Source organism: Klebsiella sp. Q11 (genome assembly GCF_964241505.1).
In the GTDB taxonomy this organism is placed as follows: Bacteria; Pseudomonadota; Gammaproteobacteria; order Enterobacterales; family Enterobacteriaceae; genus Klebsiella; species Klebsiella michiganensis.
In genome coordinates this window covers 146,312-166,788 of the sequence record NZ_CAXSXW010000015.1, presented here as the reverse complement: position 1 = coordinate 166,788, position 20,477 = coordinate 146,312, and the positions used below count along the sequence as shown (strand labels likewise).

At 53.2% G+C, this 20,477-nt stretch carries 27 protein-coding genes; all 27 read left to right on the top strand.

Annotated features, from left to right (window positions below):
* Positions 1-175 precede the first annotated feature (175 nt).
* The 27 genes from ACESQ2_RS22390 to ACESQ2_RS22260 all read left to right on the top strand — a co-directional run bounded on the left by ACESQ2_RS22390 (position 176) and on the right by ACESQ2_RS22260 (position 20,468).
* On the top strand, positions 176-1,627 hold the full coding sequence (locus tag ACESQ2_RS22390; RefSeq protein WP_373171308.1) for a DUF1073 domain-containing protein: 1,452 nt from the start codon (positions 176-178) through the stop codon (positions 1,625-1,627).
* Positions 1,628-1,682: 55 nt separating this feature from the next.
* Positions 1,683-2,231: a phage minor head protein gene (locus ACESQ2_RS22385; RefSeq protein WP_373171307.1), complete on the top strand. Its 549-nt coding sequence runs from the start codon at positions 1,683-1,685 to the stop codon at positions 2,229-2,231.
* A 49-nt stretch (positions 2,232-2,280) separates the two neighbouring features.
* On the top strand, positions 2,281-3,477 hold the full coding sequence (locus ACESQ2_RS22380) for a DUF2213 domain-containing protein (RefSeq protein WP_200782961.1): 1,197 nt from the start codon (positions 2,281-2,283) through the stop codon (positions 3,475-3,477).
* Between the two features lie 11 nt (positions 3,478-3,488).
* Positions 3,489-3,983, top strand: a complete 495-nt coding sequence (locus tag ACESQ2_RS22375; protein WP_044347009.1) for a hypothetical protein — start codon at positions 3,489-3,491, stop codon at positions 3,981-3,983.
* 11 nt (positions 3,984-3,994) lie between these two features.
* The gene (locus tag ACESQ2_RS22370) at positions 3,995-4,936 is read left to right on the top strand and encodes a DUF2184 domain-containing protein (RefSeq protein WP_044347011.1); all 942 of its coding nucleotides are present in this window, start codon (positions 3,995-3,997) and stop codon (positions 4,934-4,936) included.
* A 45-nt stretch (positions 4,937-4,981) separates the two neighbouring features.
* A complete protein-coding gene (locus ACESQ2_RS22365; RefSeq protein ID WP_200782962.1) occupies positions 4,982-5,263 on the top strand; it encodes a hypothetical protein in 282 nt (93 codons plus the stop codon).
* The gene (locus ACESQ2_RS22360) at positions 5,232-5,648 is read left to right on the top strand and encodes a DUF4054 domain-containing protein (RefSeq protein ID WP_373171306.1); all 417 of its coding nucleotides are present in this window, start codon (positions 5,232-5,234) and stop codon (positions 5,646-5,648) included. The genes ACESQ2_RS22365 and ACESQ2_RS22360 overlap by 32 nt, the downstream gene beginning before the upstream one ends.
* Complete coding sequence (locus ACESQ2_RS22355; protein WP_064168882.1) at positions 5,648-6,145, top strand: hypothetical protein; 498 nt, start codon at positions 5,648-5,650, stop codon at positions 6,143-6,145. The genes ACESQ2_RS22360 and ACESQ2_RS22355 overlap by 1 nt, the downstream gene beginning before the upstream one ends.
* Complete coding sequence (locus ACESQ2_RS22350) at positions 6,145-6,531, top strand: hypothetical protein (RefSeq protein ID WP_064168883.1); 387 nt, start codon at positions 6,145-6,147, stop codon at positions 6,529-6,531. Before ACESQ2_RS22355 ends, ACESQ2_RS22350 begins: the two co-directional genes overlap by 1 nt.
* Before the next feature lie 85 nt (positions 6,532-6,616).
* Complete coding sequence (locus tag ACESQ2_RS22345) at positions 6,617-7,066, top strand: hypothetical protein (protein WP_076752615.1); 450 nt, start codon at positions 6,617-6,619, stop codon at positions 7,064-7,066.
* Positions 7,067-7,069: 3 nt separating this feature from the next.
* The gene (locus ACESQ2_RS22340) at positions 7,070-8,215 is read left to right on the top strand and encodes a DUF3383 family protein (RefSeq protein WP_373171304.1); all 1,146 of its coding nucleotides are present in this window, start codon (positions 7,070-7,072) and stop codon (positions 8,213-8,215) included.
* A 10-nt stretch (positions 8,216-8,225) separates the two neighbouring features.
* Positions 8,226-8,669, top strand: a complete 444-nt coding sequence (locus ACESQ2_RS22335; RefSeq protein WP_064168886.1) for a DUF3277 family protein — start codon at positions 8,226-8,228, stop codon at positions 8,667-8,669.
* A gap of 3 nt (positions 8,670-8,672) precedes the next feature.
* A complete protein-coding gene (locus ACESQ2_RS22330; RefSeq protein ID WP_373171303.1) occupies positions 8,673-9,101 on the top strand; it encodes a phage tail assembly chaperone in 429 nt (142 codons plus the stop codon).
* A gap of 35 nt (positions 9,102-9,136) precedes the next feature.
* On the top strand, positions 9,137-9,289 hold the full coding sequence (locus tag ACESQ2_RS22325) for an NTP pyrophosphohydrolase (protein WP_373171301.1): 153 nt from the start codon (positions 9,137-9,139) through the stop codon (positions 9,287-9,289).
* On the top strand, positions 9,279-11,282 hold the full coding sequence (locus tag ACESQ2_RS22320; RefSeq protein ID WP_373171299.1) for a transglycosylase SLT domain-containing protein: 2,004 nt from the start codon (positions 9,279-9,281) through the stop codon (positions 11,280-11,282). Before ACESQ2_RS22325 ends, ACESQ2_RS22320 begins: the two co-directional genes overlap by 11 nt.
* Entirely contained in the window at positions 11,282-11,881 is a 600-nt protein-coding gene (locus tag ACESQ2_RS22315) for a phage baseplate protein (RefSeq protein ID WP_289154146.1), read from the top strand. Before ACESQ2_RS22320 ends, ACESQ2_RS22315 begins: the two co-directional genes overlap by 1 nt.
* On the top strand, positions 11,882-12,184 hold the full coding sequence (locus ACESQ2_RS22310) for a hypothetical protein (protein WP_104896102.1): 303 nt from the start codon (positions 11,882-11,884) through the stop codon (positions 12,182-12,184).
* Positions 12,185-12,186: 2 nt separating this feature from the next.
* Positions 12,187-13,218 (top strand): hypothetical protein, encoded by a 1,032-nt coding sequence (locus tag ACESQ2_RS22305; protein ID WP_128910096.1) that lies wholly within the window; start codon positions 12,187-12,189, stop codon positions 13,216-13,218.
* Between the two features lie 55 nt (positions 13,219-13,273).
* A complete protein-coding gene (locus tag ACESQ2_RS22300) occupies positions 13,274-13,552 on the top strand; it encodes a hypothetical protein (RefSeq protein ID WP_238076245.1) in 279 nt (92 codons plus the stop codon).
* Positions 13,553-13,557: 5 nt separating this feature from the next.
* On the top strand, positions 13,558-13,923 hold the full coding sequence (locus ACESQ2_RS22295) for a phage minor head protein (protein ID WP_128910097.1): 366 nt from the start codon (positions 13,558-13,560) through the stop codon (positions 13,921-13,923).
* Positions 13,924-13,970: 47 nt separating this feature from the next.
* A complete protein-coding gene (locus tag ACESQ2_RS22290) occupies positions 13,971-14,702 on the top strand; it encodes a Gp138 family membrane-puncturing spike protein (RefSeq protein ID WP_316133981.1) in 732 nt (243 codons plus the stop codon).
* Positions 14,702-15,055, top strand: coding sequence for a hypothetical protein (locus ACESQ2_RS22285; RefSeq protein ID WP_373171298.1), 354 nt, complete (start codon positions 14,702-14,704; stop codon positions 15,053-15,055). The genes ACESQ2_RS22290 and ACESQ2_RS22285 overlap by 1 nt, the downstream gene beginning before the upstream one ends.
* Positions 15,055-16,254: a baseplate J/gp47 family protein gene (locus ACESQ2_RS22280; RefSeq protein WP_282812718.1), complete on the top strand. Its 1,200-nt coding sequence runs from the start codon at positions 15,055-15,057 to the stop codon at positions 16,252-16,254. The genes ACESQ2_RS22285 and ACESQ2_RS22280 overlap by 1 nt, the downstream gene beginning before the upstream one ends.
* A complete protein-coding gene (locus ACESQ2_RS22275; protein ID WP_044347058.1) occupies positions 16,251-17,024 on the top strand; it encodes a DUF2612 domain-containing protein in 774 nt (257 codons plus the stop codon). The genes ACESQ2_RS22280 and ACESQ2_RS22275 overlap by 4 nt, the downstream gene beginning before the upstream one ends.
* On the top strand, positions 17,024-17,809 hold the full coding sequence (locus ACESQ2_RS22270) for a tail fiber protein (RefSeq protein ID WP_224394459.1): 786 nt from the start codon (positions 17,024-17,026) through the stop codon (positions 17,807-17,809). Before ACESQ2_RS22275 ends, ACESQ2_RS22270 begins: the two co-directional genes overlap by 1 nt.
* Positions 17,809-18,387 carry a tail fiber assembly protein gene (locus tag ACESQ2_RS22265; protein ID WP_373171297.1) on the top strand — a complete coding sequence of 193 codons (579 nt, stop codon included), beginning with the start codon at positions 17,809-17,811 and terminating at the stop codon, positions 18,385-18,387. The genes ACESQ2_RS22270 and ACESQ2_RS22265 overlap by 1 nt, the downstream gene beginning before the upstream one ends.
* A 23-nt stretch (positions 18,388-18,410) precedes the next feature.
* On the top strand, positions 18,411-20,468 hold the full coding sequence (locus ACESQ2_RS22260) for a hypothetical protein (RefSeq protein WP_373171295.1): 2,058 nt from the start codon (positions 18,411-18,413) through the stop codon (positions 20,466-20,468).
* The last annotated feature ends 9 nt before the right edge of the window (positions 20,469-20,477 follow it).

Sequence of the window (20,477 nt, the reverse complement as noted above, 5' to 3'; positions counted from 1 at the left end):
AAACGGACCAGTGAAGCTTACCATAGCGCGGACATCTGAATTGAGCCACAGGCGGACATTACTATTGAGCCATTACACGCGTAGTGCCGATAACGTACATTATGGTAAATCGGGTCTTTTTTTAACAAATTATCTGTTTCGTCACTGGTATCAAAATAACGGGAGTATCAACGCAATGGCGAAAAAAACAGGACGAGTCGCCACGGCGGATTCGTACGATAACTTCATTGCCCGCGTCGGCATGCAGCAGCCCAACCAGCATGCTGCATCGACCTACCGGGCCAACTATACCAGCCGCAATCGGCTGCTGATTGAATACGCTTACCGCTCATCCTGGATCATCGGCGCAGCTGTCGATTCTAAAGCGGACGATATGACGAAAAAGGGCGTACGCATCACCAGTGAAATTGACCCGAAACGGCGTGGCGTTCTGGAGTCTAAATTTGATGAGCTGCAGTTATGGGATTGCATCAATGAAACCTTGAAGTGGTCCAGGCTGTATGGTGGTGCTGTTGCGCTAATTCTCATTGAAGGGCAGGCGCCATTAACCCCCCTGGTACTCGATAAGGTCGGGAAGGGGAGCTTTAAGGGGCTTGCAGTTCTCGATCGCTGGATGATTAACCCACAGCTCAACAGGCGCATAAAGGCTCTTGGTCCTAAACTCGGCAAGCCTGAATTCTACGATATCGTGACGACGGCGCAGGGGCTTCCTGCGTGGACCGTTCATCACAGCCGCCTGATCCGTATGGATGGTGTGAAACTGCCGTACCAGCAGAAAATCACCGAAAACGAATGGGGCATGTCCATTGTCGAGCGTATTTTCGACCGCCTGACCTCCTACGACAGCACCAGCGTTGGTGCCGCCCAGCTGGCGTATAAGGCACACCTACGCACAGCAAAGATTAAAAAGCTGCGCGAGATTATCGCTATGGGCGGTAAGCCGTTCGAAGCGTTGATCAAGAATATGGATATGGTCCGCCAGTTCCAGACTAACGAGGGAATGTCCCTGTTTGATGCGGAGGATACTTTTGAAACTCATTCTTATTCTTTTGCTGGCCTGTCTGACCTGCTGGGCGAATTTAAGGAAGATATCGCTGGTGCCGTGGGTATTCCGCTGGTCCGCCTGTTCCGTCAGTCACCGAAGGGTTTCTCAACCGGTGATGCAGATCTCGCAAACTATTACGACGATGTGGGTACGCTGCAGGAGAGAGATTTACGCCCTCACATCCGCCTGTTATTCGATGTGCTGCATCGCTCGGAGTTTGGAGAGCCGTTGCCGGAGGATTTCACGTTTGAGTTTAATCCCCTGTGGCAAATGAGCGACACCGACCGCTCAACGGTCGCAACCAACACGACTACCGCACTGGCAACAGCTGTACGGGATATCGGTATGTCTCCAGCAGCGGCGCTTACCGATTTACGCGAGTTGGCTGATGTGACAGGCATCGGCGCATCTATTACCGACGAGGATATTCAGAATGCGGCGAAACAGTGGCAGGAGGCTGAATTTGAAACCGAACCTCCGCCGCCGGTCGGAGCGCCAGTATCAGAAAAGCCTACTGGCGATAGTCGACCAGATAAATCAAATCGTCACGGGTTCATACGATGGTTCACAGGCAAGCGCTGATAGCATTGCCAGAACGCTCATCGACTACTCTGGCGTGATTGATGACTGGGCCGAAATGGTCGGCAGGAAAATGTTCGCCCAGGTGGAGCAGGAAGAGTGGAACCAGTGGCGGTCTGTTTCAGAGGAGATATCCGCAGGTCTACGTGACGTGATGGATAACACGCCTGTCGGCATGGTCGCACAGGATATCGTTTATCGTCAGATTCGGTACATGAAATCCTTGCCGATAGAGGCAGCAGGCCGGGTAAGGGAAATTCAGGAACGCGCTATACAGGCGGTTATCAATGGTGAGCGTCCGGATCAGTTGTACGAGATGATCATGCAGTCCGGAGATGTCGCAGCCAGCAGGGCGCGGATGATAGCCCGTACGGAGATTGGGCGTGCAACCGGAGCATTGACGCAGGCGCGAGCGCTGGCCGTTGGCTCTGAGGGTTACTGGTGGCGGATTGAAGGTGCTGGAACCCGTCCATCACATCGAAAGATGAAAGATAAGTTTGTACGCTGGGACAACCCACCGACCCTTGACGGGATGACCGGTCATGCAGGATGCCTACCGAACTGCAAATGCTGGTCAGAAGTCCAGATCCCCGAACCGAGAAAATAACAGGTCGCTGAGCGGCCTTTTTTAATGCTCGCCATTCAGCAGGTAAATCATGAAATATTTCTTCAAAACCCGCCTTGGGAATACGCGGTTTCAGCTCGCTGATGGCTCGGTGCTATTCAAAGATGTGCCGATCGGTCGCACTGGCGAGCAGGTCTATGGCGCCGAGGAGTTGCCAGACATTATCCCTGATGATTCAGGGTTGATAGTGGTACGTAGAACGCCTGAAGAGGTGTTTAGCGAGCGCACGATTGCATCGTTTGAAGGAATGGCTGTCACCATCGGCCATCCGAAAGATTTTAACGGCAACATTATTTTCGTTACGCCGCAGAACTGGCGGCTGCTGGCGAATGGCCATATTCAGAACGTCAGGCAAGGAGGTGGCGACAATGCCGATCTTCTGCTGGCTGATGTTATCGCCAAAACCCCTGAAGCTATTCAGGCGGTAGAGGATGGTGACGACGAGGTGAGCTGCGGATATGACGCAGATTACCGACAAATCTCGCCGGGTATCGCGGAGCAGTACGCAATAACCGGTAATCATCTGGCCCTTGTCCCTAATGGGCGGGCTGGTTCTCGCTGCGCACTTGGAGATAGCATGCCAAATAAAGCCAAAAACTGGTGGGAGCGCCTTGTGCGCGCTCGTAAAACCAACGACGCCGCCGAAATGGCGAATCTTATTGATAATCCGCCGGAGAGCGTTACGGGTGATGATGATGTGAGTTCTTCGCTTACGCCAGGCGGGGTGGTGATCAACCTTTCTCCGCAAAGCCCGTTACCCGCACCTACCCTGCCGGGAACTGGCGATGATGAAGAAATTCCTGCATGGGGCAAAGCGCTGATCGAGGCAGTGGCCAAGCTTGCTCCGGCGGCCGCAATAGGCGATGCAGACGAAGATGATGAAGAGAAGGACGAAAAAGAGGGGGCGGTTACCGGTGACGCCGCTTATCGTGCCGATCTGATTCAGCCTGGTATCCAGTTGCCATCTTCGGCAAAACCTACCGCGTTCAAGCGCTCTGTGCTGGCAACCGCAGACCAGGCGATGGTTCGCTCTATCGTGGGTGATGCTGATATCACCAAACTGAAAAAAGCCACTGTGGATATGGCCTTTAATGCTGTATCTGAAGTGGCGAAAAACCGCAATACCGCAGCCAAAACCACTGACGGTTTCCGCTCTATCAACTCCAACACCACCAAAACCATCGCGGAGATTAACGCCGCCGCGAAGGAACTCTGGGCTAAACACTAACGGGGCATTCAATGGATAACACGTTTCTTTACCGGATGCCTGCAGGCATCGCCGGCGCAATCTCTCGTCCGCAGGATCTGACGGTTGAACCTCAGACACTGGACAGCACAAAGGCATTCGCCGCGTACGGTCTTGCCGGGAAGTTTTCGGCAGGTAAGTTTGTGCCGATTGAGGCGGCTGATACGGCTGCTGTTGTGGTGGGTATCTATGTTCGTCCTTACCCAACTACAACTCAGCCCGACAAAGTGCGCCAGATCGGGAGTGGCTACAACTTCGCGGGCGACTGCATGAAGCGTGGTTATGTCACGGTAAACCTCGGTGCTGATGCCAGTGCTGTAACGCTTGGCGGGGCTGTTTTTATGCGCGTGGCTACACCGACAGCATCAAGTCCGCTGGGTGCATTCCTGGCCGCCGCTGACAGCACGAATACCGTGCAGATCACCAACGCTTACTTCAATGGCCCTGGCGACACGAACGGCAACATTGAACTGGCCTTTAATATTTAAGGAAATCGCAAATGCCAATGACATTTGACCAGGCAACAGTCGACAGTTCTGGTGCCTTTCTCATCGGAGAACTGGAGCGCCTCGACCAGACGCTGAATCTGCCGCTGACCTCGCAGACGTGGAGTCGCGATATTCAGTTGCGTGAAGACGTGTCTATCGCTGACGAAATTAGTTCTTTCACCAACACCACCTTTGCTGCGGCTGGCACGCCTAATGCCAACGGTAAGAACTGGATCAGCCCGCTGGCAACAGCAATTGCCGGTATCAATGTTGATATCGAGAAGAAAGGCTTCCCGCTCGAATTGTGGGGTATGGAGCTTGGCTGGACCATTATTGAGCTTAATGCTGCAGCGCAGGTAGGTCGCCCCATCGACACCCAGAAATACGATGGTATGCAGCTGAAATGGAATATGGACACCGATGAGCAGGTTTATATCGGTGACTCGGCGAAAGGTGCTAAAGGACTGCTTAACCTGTCACAGGTGACACCGACCAACGCGACCAAAACGTGGGCTACCTCAACCGCCGACGAAATCCGCGCCAGCATTAACCAGGTGCTGAGCAATGCATGGGCCCGTTCCGCTTACTCCAAAGTGCCGGAAGATTTGCTGATCCCGCCTGAGCAGTATTCGTTCATTGCTAGCACCATCGTTTCCAGCGCCGGTAACCAGTCTCTGCTGACCTACCTGGAAACGAACACTATCGCCTACCACCAGAACGGCAAGCCGCTGAACATTCGTCCGGTTAAATGGATGAAAGGTCGCGGTGTGGGCGGTACTGATCGCATGGTGGCCTACACCAACGATAAGAAGTTTGTTCGCTTCCCGATGGTTCCGCTGCAGAGCGTCCCGATCCAGTATCGCGGCCTGTATCAGCTGGTGACCTATTACGGCAAGCTGGGTGCGGTTGAGCCGGTTTACCCGGAAACCCTGAACTACATGGATGGCATTTAATCCAGGCATAGCCCCTTCACAGGGGCTTTTTTCTAAGGAATACCGATGAAGAAAATCTATGTACTGACCGCGTTCAATTTCAACGACGGTGCGAAAATCACGCCATTCGCTGCAGGCTTCCATGATGTTGATGACGCAGTGGCAGAGCACTGGTTTGTAAAAGCGCATTGCTCACCAGATGGCGAAGCGCCGGCGGTGGTTGATGATCCCCGCATTGCCGAACTGGAAGCGCAGATCGTAGAGAAAGATGCGCGCATTGCCGAACTGGAAGCGCAGTTGCCGGAGACCGCAACCAATGGCAAGAAATCAAAGTCTACCGACGCCTGAGCAGTTCAGGGCGGCATTCCCGCAGTACGCTGACGAAACCACGTATCCCCCCGCCATGATTCAGATGCGCATTAATCTCGCTGATGTTCTGTTTAGCGAATCACGGTTTGGTGAGGATATTTTCCCCTACATTGTTGGGCAGTATGTCGCGCACTACCTGTACCTGTACGCCGCTGATATGCGTAGCGTTGCTGTAGGTGCATCTGGTGGTGCAAATAGCGGCGTACAGACATCAAAATCAGTGGATAAGGTTTCGGTTAGCTACGACGCCAGCGCTACGCTGGACCCGAATGCTGGTTTCTGGAACAACTCCCGTTACGGCTCTGAGTTCTGGGAATATCTGATGATTTTCGGTGCCGGAGCAATTCAACTGGGGACACCGTAATGAAAAGCGGGTTAACGGTTCGTGAGGACAATTACGCCGGTGTTCTCGATGCGCTGAAGCAGCTATCCGGTACTGATGTGCTGGTGGGTATTCCTGCGGGTCCACCGCGTGAAGATTCGCCGCTGAGCAACGCTGAAATTGGCTACCTGCAATCTACTGGCGCGACCGTGGAGATCGACGGCGAAACCGTGACTCTTCCGCCCCGGCCATTTCTCGACATGGGTATTGAAGATTCACGGGATAAAACCACCGCACGTTTAAAACTCGCTGCGCAGGCTGCGCTTGAGGGTAATGCGAAGCAGGCAGAGCAGCATCTTGAAGCCGCTGGACAGATTGCAAGCGTGGCCTCTCAGGCGGTTATCGGTGCTGGTGACCGTCTGGCTCCATTATCTGAGAAAACGAAAGCCAAACGTCGCAAGAACGGGCAGGACTTCAAGCCGCTGTATGACACTCACAAAATGATGGAATCGATCACCTATATCGTGAGGAAAAAATAATGCCGCTTCTCGATGTGACTGAAGTTCTGCTGGACCCGGATTTTGTCGATCTGACGCTGGTATGTCACCGGCAGCTGCAGACGGTCGACGAGGATAATTTCCCGGTCAATACACCGCAGGATATCCCGTTTACTGGCGTGGTGACCGTTGACCGCTCGCTGGAAGCTAAACGAATGGCCGCAGGGCAAAACATCAACGGCGCAATCCTCATCGTGACTCAATTCAGGCTTACGCAGGGCCAGCCCGGATTAGATGCCGATATCGTGACATATCGCGGGCGTGACTACCGTGTGACGTTTGTCGATCCGTATACGGCGTACGGTGCCGGGTTTGTCCAGGCACATTGCGAGCTGCTGGAATTCGACGGGGGAACGCCAATTGAGTAACGACAGCACAACGGCGGGGTACTTGACGCCTGTCGGGGATTCGCCGCCCTACGATGAAGATCTGGAACGGCTAATTAGTCGCTGGATACGGGGCGTTACCGGGCTGGATGCCACGCTGGTTTATCCACGCTGGACCGACCCACAAAAGCAGATACCCAAAAACGGCACCACCTGGTGCGCATTCGGTATCACCGGTATTCAGGAAGACTTCAACCCAGCTTATGTACAGGGCGAAGAGAACACCGAGCAGTGGTCCCATGAGACCGTGAGCCTGATTCTGTGCTTTTACGGACCACAGGGGCTGGCGACGGCCACGCGCTTTCGTGACGGTCTGCTGGTGGCACAAAACAACGGCGAACTGAACCGGGTCGGGATGACATTCCTGCAGATGGGCCGGATCCTCAACCTTCCCGAACTCATCAATAACCAGTGGGTACGCCGGTACGATATCGGCGTTGACCTGCGCCGCAAAATCATCCGCCAGTACGGCATTCAATCGCTGGTCGACGCGCCAGTGCAATTTTTTGGAGATTAAAACATGGCACAGGGCTTACCTGTTTCCAATGTCGTTAACGTTGACGTCATCATGTCACCGGTAGCGGCAACGGGGCGAAACTTCGGTGCGCTCCTCATTCTGGGAACCTCTACCGTTATTCCGGTGACCGAGCGCATTCGCCAGTATTCGGCCATTGAAGATATCGGCGATGATTTTGGCGTTGATTCCCCGGAATACGAAGCGGCGACCATCTTCTTTTCACAGTCACCAAAACCAACGCTGGTTTATATCGGACGCTGGGCGAAAACGCTGGCGGAAGGCGAAGCCGGGGCGGTTGAAACGCTGCTGCAGGCGGTTAATGCTTCGCTGCAATATACCAACTGGTATGGGCTGGCGATTGCCGACAGCGCCGATCTGGTTGAGGCTGACGTGATTTCCGTCGCCGCGGCGATCGAGGCATCCAGCCTTAGCCGCATTCTGGCCGTTACCACTGATGACGTGAACGTGCTGGTGGCAGGCAATACCGACAATATCGGCTACAAGCTGAAAGCCGCGGGTTATGGACGTACATTCTGGCAGTACAGCTCCAGCAGCAAATACGCCGCTATCTCGGCCTTTGGTCGCGCGTTCACGGTGAACTTCACCGGCAACAACACCACGATCACCCTGAAATTCAAAACCGAGCCTGGTGTGACGTACGAGACGCTGACGACCACACAGGCAGCCGCTATTGATTCCATTAACGGTAACGTCTACGTCTACTACGCCAACGATACGGCGATTATCCAGCAGGGCGTGATGGCGAACGGTGACTTCTTCGACGAGCGCCACGGCCTGGACTGGCTGCAGAACTACGTACAGACCAACATCTATAACCTGCTGTACACCTCGGCTACCAAAATCCCGCAGACCGACGCGGGCGTTACCCGGCTAATGACCAATGTCGAAGCATCGCTTGACCAGGCGGTTAATAACGGTCTGGTGGCACCGGGTGTGTGGAACGGCGGCCCGATTGGACAGATTCAGTCCGGTGACACACTGACGAAGGGGTACTACGTCTACGCAGATGCAGTATCCAGTCAGGCGCAGTCTGACCGTGAAGCGCGGAAGTCGCCGGTGATTCAGGCGGCGATCAAACTGGCGGGCGCTATTCACTATGGCGACGTACAGATCAACGTGGTTCGTTAAGGGGGAATAAATGGGAAACACTTACAGTTTTATTGACGTCTCGGCCTCCCTTACCGGTCCGACCGGGAGTATCGATCTGGGCTATGGCTCGGCGAACTCCGAAGAGGGTATTACGGTCACTATGACCGAGGCGAAAAACACCATGACCGTCGGCGCTGATGGTGAGGTGATGCACAGCCTACACGCCGGTAAGAGCGGCACCATCACGGTAACCCTGCTGAAAACGTCCCCAGTGAACAAAAAGCTATCCCTGATGTATAACGCGCAGAGCCAGTCCTCCGCGACCTGGGGTAATAACGTAATCGTCATCCGAAACAAGGTGTCAGGCGATATCACCACCGCGCGCAGCTGCGCATTCCAGAAACAGCCGGATCACGCTAACGCCAAAGTCGGCAATACGGTGTCGTGGGTATTTGACGCCGGTAAAGTTGACCAACTGCTGGGGGAGTTCTAACTAATGGAATTTGAAATCAAAGGCGTCAACTACCGTACCGCCAAACTCGACGTTTTCCAGCAACTGAAGGTCAGCCGTAAGCTTCTTCCGGTGCTGGCAGGTCTGGTCAGTGAGTTTTCCACGCTGAAAGCGCAGGCCGCCGCCGGTAACTCCGGCGCCGTGCTGGAAAGCGTGCTGCCGAAAATTGCCGATACGCTGGCAGCGCTGCCGGACGATGACGTTAACGCGGTGATTTTTCCGTGCCTGAGCGTCGTCTCACGCCAGCACGAAAAGGGCTGGGCGAAAATCTTCGATCAGGGTGTGCTGATGTTCGACGATATCGACCTGTTCACTATGCTGCAGCTGGTGGCGCGGGTGGTCGCCGATAGCCTGGGAAATTTTTTGAAAGAACTCCCCGTCAGCGAAACGGTGGACCCGTCGCCGCAGGCTTAACGCTGGAATCGCTGCCGGAAGGCGAAAGCTTCCTGATGCGCCCGGTGGAAGCCGGGTATATCCCCTATACCGCGCTGAAGGACGGATCTGTAGACCTTGCCGACATTGCCCGCATGAACGACTGGCTGGAGCTCAAAGCCGATAACGATTACCGAATAGCGAAATGGAGAGAGGACAATGAACGCTGAAACGCTCAAGGACTTTCTGATCTCGCTTGGGTTCAAAGTCGATGAGGCTGGCGCCAGAAAATTTGATGCAGTGGTTGCCGGGACGACGCTTAAGGCGATTGAGCTTGGTACCAAAGTTGAACTGGCTGCTGCTTCAGTGGTGGCCTTTACCGCGAAAGTCGCCAGCGGTCTCGATAACCTCTACTGGGCGTCACAGCGCACCGGCGCAACGGTGCAGGGCATCAAACAGATAGGGTATGCCGTCAGCCAGATGGGAGGCAGCGTGGACGCCGCCCGCGGCTCACTGGAAAGCCTGTCACGGTTCGTGCGTAACAACCCCGGCGCCGAAGGATTCCTTAACCGCCTGGGCGTTCAGACCCGCGATGCTAAAGGCAATATGCGGGATATGGCGACGATCTTTACCGGTGTCGGCCAACGGCTCAGCAGCATGCCGTACTATCGTGCTAACCAGTACGCTCAGATGCTGGGAATTGATGAAAATACCCTGATGGCTATGCGTCGCGGTATCGGCCAGTTCAGCGCCGAATATACCGCAATGGCGAAGGCGATCGGCTATAACGCTGACGTGGCCGCTGTTAGCTCAAACAAGTTCATGACCTCGCTGCGGTCATTCGGCCTGATGGCCGGTATGGCGCGGGACAAAATCGGTTCCAGTCTGGCCGATGGTCTGACGGGCTCGCTGGACCGCCTGCGTCGCCAGATTCTGGATAATTTCCCGAAAATCGAAGGGGCGATCACCGCGACGGTTAAGGGTATCCTCTGGATGGGGGAGGCAGTAGGTCGGATTGTATACCGGCTTATTCAGGCTGCCATTGACGTCAAGAATTGGTGGAAAGGTCTGAATGACGATACCAAGGCCCTCATCGAAACTCTTGGTGGGCTTGTGGTGGTCTGGCGATTGCTCAACTCGGCGATGATGGCGTCTCCCATTACCTGGGTGCTGGCATTGGCTGGCGCAATCCTGTTGCTGTACGACGATTACAAAACATGGAAAGAAGGCGGCAAAAGCCTTATCGACTGGAAGGCATGGGAACCGGCGATAACTTTGGCTCTGAACGCCATTGACAAGCTATGGTCAGGCATTAAGCGCCTCAAAGACGAGCTGATAAAGCTCTTCGGTATCGACCCCAAAACCTGGTCGATTAAGTTCGAATTCGACAGCCTGAAAAAGCAATTTGATGAACTTAGCAAGATGCTGGATATCATCGGCAAGCTTCTCAATGCTATTGACGAAGGCCGATGGTCAGACGCAGCAGCTTATGCCAGGCAGCTTTTAAAGCAAGGCGGCAATAGTGCGCCACCAGATGCGGTGACAGACAGTGCTAACGGCGCGGCTAACTGGATTCAGAATAAAACCGGGTTTGATCCGCGCAGTATTGGGCAGGCCGTTACTGGCTGGTTTGGCGGTGACGCTACTCAATACGGGCAGTCTGTTAAACGACCTCAGGCCACTAAAGCAGGCGCTCAACTGTTGGGCTGGATGGCTCCAATGATGGGTAAGCTGGAGGCGCTGTATAACCTACCAGCGGGTCTGCTACGTAGTGTGGCGCTTACTGAATCACGCGGTAATCAGTTTGCCGTGTCTGGCGCAGGCGCCAAAGGGATGTTCCAGTTTATGCCGGGTACCGCCCGCGATATGGGGCTGCGCGGTAATGACGTGTTTGACCCGATGAAGTCGGCGGAAGCGGCGGCGCGGTATCTCTCGATGCTCCTGCAGAGGAACGGCGGCGATCTCGGCAAGGCTCTGGCTTCATATAACTGGGGGATCGGTAACGTGCAGAAGTACGGCATGGCGCTGATGCCGCAGGAGACCAGAAACTACATACCCCGGGTGATGAGCAATATGCCGGGTGGTGGCGCGACGCTGAACCAGAATACGGTCATCAACATCTCTGGTGTCAGCGACCCAAGGGAGGCCGGTAAAATCGTTGCAGATAATCAGGCGAATGTTAATGCACGCTCAACCCAGCAACTGGCGAGGGGGCCGAGCTGATGGATATTCTATCTACGCTGTTTCAGCAGCAGAGCCGGCGCATTGGACTGATGATCCCCGACGTAGTTGTTACTGAACGGCATAGCGATGCGCTGGAAATAACCGAACACCCGGTGGAGAGGGCAACCAACGCCGGGACTGGCTTTATCTCCGACCATGCCTATCGCCGGCCCTCTGAAGTGGTAATGGAAATTGGCTTTGCTGGTGGTGGTTCACTGCTTGATTTCTATGACACCCGAAATATTGGACTGTCGACGCCGCTCAACAGCATGGGGCCGAAAGAGGTTTATGCCGAGCTGCTTAAAATGCAGCAGGAAAGACAACTCATCGACGTAACCACAGGCAAGCGGCTGTATACCAATATGGTGATCCGGACTCTGGATGTGACCACCGATCGCGCAAGCGAAAATGTCCTGATGGCAACCGTTACGCTGAGGGAGGTTATCACCACCCAGACGCAGACAGTCAGTGTAGCCGAAAAGGAAAATATGAAAGAGGGCGTGAACACCTCAGCGGTGCAAAATTCAGGCGTTAAAACTCCAACGCCTAAGGATGAGTCATTGCTAAGCCGGGGTGTGCGTTTCTTCACCGGAGGTTAAATGTCTGTATCAGAAATCCCGTTGTCACCCGACAACCAGCAGTTCGCGGTTGCGCTGGCGGGTCAGAGCTTTCAAATGGCTGTTACCTGGCGGGCGGTGTTCTGGTGTCTGGATATCATGGACAGTGCCGGCGCCGACTTGATCAAGGGTATTCCCCTGATTACCGGCGCTGATCTGCTGGCCCAATATCATTACATGAGCCTCGGGTTTTCGCTCTATGTTGTCTGTGATGACCCGGCGAATGACAACCCAACGGCAGCAGACCTCGGCACTAAGAGCCACCTTTACGTAGTAACGGAGTGATCATGTCTCAAAACTGGATGCGGCATTTTGAGCTGCAGCTTATCGACGATAAGGGTGATGGCATCTCACTGTCAGATTTCAAGGTGACGTTTAACATTCAGAAGATGCCGGCCACCATTTTTAACGGGTTCGTCGGTAACTTCAAAATTTACAATCTGGCGCCAGAGACTCAGAACCGGATAATGGGGAAGGAGTTTACCCGGATCAGAGCCATCGCCGGATACAACGGCGCAGCTGATGACAGCGGGGAATACCCTGATAAAAACATCGGTCTGATTTTCAATGGTGACATTCGCTTCACCATTACCGGGAAGGAGAACGTAACCGATAGTTGGGTGCTCATCCAGTGTATCGATGGCTGGGAAGGGCATCTGAACGCGAGCGTGAAAACGACGGTTGCGGCTGGCTGGAAGCACGCAGACCTGTTTGATCTCGGCATGCAGTCATTAAGGCCATACGGAATATCTGAAGGCAGCACGCCCGATTTCGGCTCAACTGTTTTCCCCCGCGGACGTACTATTTACCAGAATACCGGGCGCCTGATGTTCGGGCTGGCTGGGCAATGCAAAGCCAACTGGTGGTATGAAAACAACCAGGTGCATATCCTACCTGATGACAAATATATTCAGGAGGCGATCGTGCTGAACGCCGATACCGGACTCATTGGCATGCCACAGCAGACGATGGGTGCGGGCGTTAACGTTCGCTGCCTGATAAACCCGAATATAAAGCTGGGGGGGCTCATCAGGCTGGATCAGGCCTCAGTATATCGCCAGGCTCTCGGCAATGACCAAATCGGGCAGTCACCAGGGGTATTAGGCGAAAGTACCACTGACGGTAATATCTATGTCGATGGCTTGCCCGGATCCCAGCTTGCCGCAATCAATACCGATGGTGATTACATTGTCGGCAGCATTGACTATACTGGCGATACTCGCGGGCAGGCATGGTATATGGATTTGCTCTGTCTGGCGAAAGGGGCTGCGGAGTTGCAGTCACAAGGAACTTTGTCGAAGGTATTCACTCGTGATTAAAAAGGCATTATTCGCGCTTTTATTAACATCTCCTCTGTTGGTTTCAGCAAAAGGTATGCAGTGCGGACCATTTCAACTCGAAGCTGCTAACGATGGCCTTATGCATATCAACGGGCAAGCCCCTGAAACACAAAAAATGACCTTCCTCAAGCAAAAGGATGATTTCGATAACGTCATGATGCAATGGATGCTGCCCGATCCAAACACCGGTCGCTGGCTGGGCCTTGATTATGTTAAGCGCAACAATAAGGCAATTCTCAACGTCGAAGTGATCCGCAAGAACATGGATGACCCGAGACAGTTCTGGACTTATAACTGTGCGAAGGTGAAATAAGAATAATGACCGCAACCCTTATCCTTGCAGTTATGATTTTGATTTCATTATACGTAAGGCTAAAAACCTTTCTTAAAAAGAGGTCAGATGACCAATTCATGCGGAATATGGTTCATTCGCCACACCGACGAACGCCATCGGAGCATGCCCGCTTTGAAAAAATAAGATCTCAGAGGGTGGGTTCTAAAAAATTCATCTGGCATTCTGCTGGCGATGCAGGGTGCTGCCCGGAGTGTGCAAAAAATAACGGAAAGAAATTTAAGTGGGAAAAGCCTCCAGTAACTGGATTGCCAGGGGAAGGTAAGTGTTGCCCTGATGGCAAATGCAGATGTTGGGCTGAAGCAGTAATACCACCCCCGAAAAAAAATTAATATTTAAACCCGCTACGGCGGGTTTTTTAATGCCCGGAGTAAACCAAATGCCCGTAGCACTTAACGCACAGCTCGGCAGTAAAGAGCAGGCCGACGCGCAGCTGGCGCAAGCGATCATGTCCGCAATGCGCGTCTCTATTCCCGGCATCATTCAGTCGTTTGATCCGGATGCCGTCACCGCTGTTGTTCAGCCAGCCATTAAAGGCGTGGAGCATGACGAATCAGGCGCTGAGGTGTCCGTTAGCTTGCCGCTGCTGGTAGATGTTCCTGTCGTCTTCCCCCGCGGTGGTGGCTGTACGCTAACTTTTCCCGTTACGGCTGGTGATGAATGCCTGGTTATCTTTGCTGACCGCTGCATTGATTTCTGGTGGCAGAGCGGGGGCATACAGGAGCCAGTAGACGGGCGCATGCACGATTTATCGGATGCCTTCTGTATTGTGGGCCCGCAGTCGCAGGCGAAGAAAATAAGCGGCATCAGCACTACGGCCGCGCAGCTGCGTACCGACGACGGCACCGCATTCATTGAGGTGGCCGCCGGAGGGGATATCACTGCCACTACGACTGGCAATGCGACCATTAACGCCTCTGAAATCATCCTTAACGGCAACGTGACAATCAACGGCAATCTGTCGCAGGGCATGGGAGACGGTGGCGGCACAGCAACGATGCGCGGACCGGTCACCGTAACCAACGACGTGACTGCAGGTGGCAAGAGCCTTATGACGCACACGCATGGCGGAGTTGAGCATGGTAACGACAGCACCGGGGAGCCTGAATAATGCGATACCGACGTGAAGACGATGACGGGGATTACACCTTTGGTCAGGGCGATGATACCTGGCTGGTGAATTCTCCTGAGGCCGTCGCGCAGGCCATTAAAACGCGCTTCCTGCTCTGGTACGGTCAGTGGTTCCTCGATACCACCGAGGGAACGCCCTGGATTCAGTCCGTACTGGGTAAGCAAAAGCCCGACACCTACAACCTGGCTATCCGCCGGCGCATCCTGGAAACGCAGGGCGTGAGCGCAATCACCGAATTTAACACCGAAGTTGACGGCCGTACGCGCCGTGTAACGTTCACAGCAACGGTAGAAACCATCTACGGGACAACCACAGTAACCTCGGAGGCGTAATGTCTTTGGACCTCGACACACTCGGCTTATCGGCAACGGTAACCGCTGAGGGGATAAGTGCGCCCGACTATCAGACCGTGCTGGACACCATCACCGGCTATTTCCAGCAGATTTATGGCAGTGATGCCTATCTCGATCCTGACAGCAAAGATGGCCAGATGGTGGCGCTGGTGGCGCTGGCCATTCATGACGCTAACAACACAGCCATTTCGGTTTACCGTTCGTTCTCGCCGGCGACTGCCCTGTCAGATGCACTGACGAGCAACGTCAAAATTAACGGCATTACCCGGCGTGCAGCGACTAATTCGACGGTCGATCTACTGCTGACCGGCACTATCGGCACGACCATCACAAATGGTTCGGTACGCGACACAAACAGTGTGGTGTGGAATCTGCCGGCGACGGTAGTGATTGGCTCTGATGGTACCGTGGTGGCGACGGCCACGTGCGCGAATGATGGCGCCATAGCTGCGGTGGCGGGGTCGGTAAATGGCATCAACACGCCGACGCGTGGATGGTCTTCGGTGACTAACCCGCTGGCGGCCACGGTAGGTGTTGCTGCAGAGACGGATGCGCAGCTACGCGTAAGGCAGTCGCAAAGCGTCGCGCTGGCCTCTCTCACGCCGTTTGACGCGGTCGATGGTGCGATTGCTAACGTTGAAGGCGTGACCCGTCACAAGCTGTTTGAGAATGATACCGAGACAACGGACGCTAACGGGTTACCAGAGCACTCTATTTCCGCTGTCGTTGAGGGTGGGGATGCAACAGAAATTGCCAATACCATCCGAAGCGTGAAGGGGCAGGGAGTATCCACCTACGGCACGACGGCCGTGGTAGTCACAGATAAGTATGGAAATCCTTATACCATTCGTTTCTCTCGTCCAGTAGATGTTCCGGTATATGTGTCAATTACCCTTAAGGCGTTAACTGGCTACACCTCCGACATTGGCGATGAAATGAAAGCCGCTGTTGCTTCGTACATTAACTCTCTCGCTATTGGTGATAGTGTGCTGCTGAGCCGGGTTTATTCCCCGGCGAACCTCGGCGTAGTCAGTGGAGGGAATGCGCGATATTACGACATTATGGAGCTGTTAATAGGCCGGTCGGCTGAGTCTGTCGCAGCAGCTAATGTCACAGTCGTATATGACGAGGCCGTTTCATGTAGCGTGGAGAATATAGAGATAACGGTGACAGCATGAGCAAATACACCGATCTTATTTCCAACTACCATGCGGGAAAACCAAAATTTGTAAAACATGTTGACCTGTCGACAAGGCCGCTAATTGATGTGTCTGGTTCAGTGTCCGGTCTTATCTCTGCGTTCGATATAGATACTGGCGTAGGGGCACAACTTGATATTCTTGGTAAATGGATTGGGGTATCCCGGACTGTTGCCGCGCCGATATCTGGTGTTTTCCTTGAATGGGACAAAGAACGAGTTGGCTGGGACCAGGGGATCTGGCTTGGTCCGTATCAGTCTTCTGACGCATTAACCTACCTGAGCGATGACGTATACCGGGTCGTGTTAAAGGCCAGGGTAGGGATTAATAACTGGAATGGTCAGAACGGAACGCTGCCTGACATTCTGGAAACAGCGCTTGCTGGTACCGGGATTAAAATGATCATCCTCGATAATCAGGATATGACGATCTCAGTGCTCATCGTCATTGATTCTGAATATTTAATGTCTGTAACAGACCGGTTGATATTTGATTCTGGAATGAACCGTGGTCCTTTTATTTCTCTTCCTGATGATTACACACCATCGAGATATGACATTAACCCAATAGATAAACTCCCGGCTGAGTTTGTTTTTGTTGTACGTGCTGGACTCCTTACTGTAAAGGCCGCCGGGGTAAGAGTCAGGGAAACAGTTACGCCCTCTAATGGATATAAATTCTTTGGATTTGATGTCGAAAATGACTATATCGCTGGCTTTGAGTCCGGCGCATGGGGAGAAAACTTCTGATGCCAGTTAATAACTTTAAACCGTTTGCCATCGCATCTGGCTCAAATGTGACATCTCAGACGGAATGGGAAGGTTTGATCGCCCTTTCTACAGGATTTACAGCGGGGCTGGCCCGGTCCGCACAGATTAATAAAGCCCTGCGCCAGGGGACGGTGATGGCGAGCGTCTTAGCTCAGTTCATCGCTGAGACAACCGAAGAGGATGTGCTTGATGATGGAGATACCACAAAACTGGTATCCCTGCTGATCAGTTCCGTTAACACGGTTGCGCGGAGCGCTCTGCCAGTTGGCACCCCCATTCCCTGGCCCTCTGACACTTTGCCGGCAGACGGTGATTTCGCTTTCATGCAGGGGCAGACATTCAGCCTTACGGCATACCCGTTACTGGCTACAGCTTACCCGTCAGGTGTCATTCCAGACATGAGAAACTGGACCATTAAGGGGAAGCCGGCTACCGGGCGTGCGGTGCTGTCTCAGGAGCAAGATGGTGTTAAGTCCCACTCACACACAGCGTCGGCTACATCGACCGATCTCGGTACCAAAACGACAAGCAGCAACGGGGACCACACTCACACGTGGGGATCGGCAATGCAGAAGCAGGGCGGAAGCGATCAGGAGGTTGGTAGCAACAGTGGTAGCACCTTTGGCACAACATCCACTGCAGGCGCGCACACTCACTCCGTGGTTATTGGGGCCCACTCGCACACCATCACGGTTGATGCTGCAGGTAATGCAGAAAACACCGTTAAAAACATCGCATTTAACTACATCGTGAGGCTCGCATAATGGCTTTTGAAATGTCTGACAAAACTCAGGTGGTAACCGTTTATCATATCAGCGACGATACGGGGGAGTTAGTGGGCGTTGAAGAATTGTCGATCCCGCCTCACACTGGCTTGCCTGCCTGCAGCACTCAAAGCTCACCACCCGAAACAGCCACAGGAGAAGCGGCGATTTTCAATACTGCTGCGGGCTTATGGTCTATTTTCGAGGACCATCGCGGAAAAATCGTATACAGCACCGTATCTGGAGAACCTGTTGAGATTTCAGAGCTCGGTGCCCTGCCGGGTGATGTGACGGCAATAGCTCCTGCTGACAGCTACCAAAAATGGAATGGCGATGGTTGGATTAGTGACCCGGAAGCCAAACACCAGGCCGATGTTAATGCAGCAGGTGAACTGCTGACTAAGTTGATGCGGGAGGCTAACGAAAAAATAGCCCCCCTGAATGATGCCGTCGAACTGGGCATTCAGACTGACGATGAAGTACTTCTGTTGGCAGAGTGGAAAAAATACCGGGTCGCTCTTAGTCGCATTGATACCACTACCGCCCCTGATATCGCCTGGCCTGAAATCCCTGCCTGACCTGTTCCTGAGGTAATACTCCTATGCCATTTTATTTAACGCGGGATCCGGTCCCGTCGGCAGACATGCGCAATGTTTTTGATAATGCGCAAAATTTGGACCTTTTTCTGAACGACATAACTTCGGCGTTCTGGATGGACCGGCTCGGCCGTAGTCGTATGTCATGGTTTGGGATGGAGTCCGCATTCACAGTAAAACTTACGGATTTTGAATCTCGCTTCGCCACCCAACTTACTACCCAGGAAGCTGCATTTGATGCTGCGCAGGCTGACAAAGAGGCTCGCTTTGTTCATTTCCTTGATAGCTCTGGCTATGTGTTTTTGGGTGACTATGAAGCCGGCCCATTCCAGTTCAGTGCCCGCAACCAATATATTCGCTTTCAGGGGCAATTTTTCCGACTGAGTAAAGAGACCGATACTGGGTTTACTACTACTGGTACTGATGAAACAAGCTTTGCTAACGATGTAACCCACCTGGTTCTGATGGACGGTGATACGCTTCGCCAAAACCTGAGTTCAAGCGAAGAGGGGATGGGCGATGATTTAGTCTTCACGAAATACGGTATTTCCGTAGGGGAATACATCCGGAATTCACCTGTCAGACTGTCTAACTACAAAATCACCGCAGGTGCTGACGTAACAACAGCATTCAGTACGGCTGCAAATTTCGCTGCATTATCTAAAAAACTATTCCTGGTTGATGTGGATTGTCTGATCTCATCCGTTACCCTACCAGGTGATTTAACAATGGAGATTATGCCCGGAAAAGCCATTTCTCAGCTTCCTGGCTCGGGTCTGAAAATGCTGATTGCCGGTGGCGATAACATTCTGATCAAGTCCGATGGAACAGGGAGGCTTATCGGCCAGGAGGCGCTGCAGGGAGGGATAAATTACGGCTTCTGGGCTGAGGGTGTAACCAGTCCCAGGCTTGAGGGCGTGGACGTCGGGCATTTTAAAGGGTTTGGGGCGTATTTTTCAAACTGCATCAGACCTGCATGCATTTGGTCGACAGTTCACGACATTACAGGCGGCTACGTTGAAACTGCCGGGGGTATTTATTTTACAAATTGTATTGAACCGTACTCAGAACGCAACCTGGTCACTGATGTGGGCGCTAACGGAATCAAATTCCGCGCCGATACTCTCGGGCAAACGGTGAGGGGGAAATCTGTCGGAGATCGGGTATACCGCGCCGGATATATTGGTATCGCGAACAGCAAATGTGCTCACCATATTGTGGAGGACTATTACTGCGAGGACTGTGGCGATAATGGCGCAGATATGAACGGATGTTATGACACCCAGTTTAAAAACGGAACATCGGTTAACTGCCTTGATGGTGCTTATGTCGGTGAAAATAACCTCAACCTGTGCAAAATTATTAATCAGGTATCCATCAATTGCAGACGTTCTGCGGTTGGCTCTATGGGGGCAGCGACCAATGTGTTACTGGATAATTTGACCGGTGACGGCTGTGGCAGCGGCGTGTACTGCTCGGGATTTACCGTTTTTAAAATCCGTGGTGGTCAGATAATTAACTCGGTTAAACGCGCATATCTCGATAACCATGACGGGCAGACGAAACAGAGTACCGGTATCGGTATTCATATTCAGTCTGATCTGTCTGGTCTCCCTGCCTGTACTAACCCGGACATTCAGGGTATGACGTTCCTGAATAATGCAGGGTATGACCTGGCGCTGGGTGATGCGGGTGTTATCGGGTCTCTGCAGTTTATGAACAATACATTTCTGGATAATGCCGGGGATGGGAAAATTTATTACGGGTCAGCAACATTAGGCGACCCAATAATCGGGAATAACATTGGTTATATCACGTCACGCACTCAGGCATACAACCTGGCTGGCGATGGTACGACAGTTGAATTTACCCTTTCTCTTCCGCAGGAAGTTGCTGACGCAAATTACCGCATTGTTTCGGTGGTTCCGGACTGGCTAACGACAGTCAGGTATCTGGATAGCACCAGGGGCACGTCATATTTCGGCATCACGTTTGGTACAGCACCAACTGTGGGCACACGCCGCCTGAATGTTACGTTTGAACGTCTGCGCCCGGCCCACTGATTGAGGTTG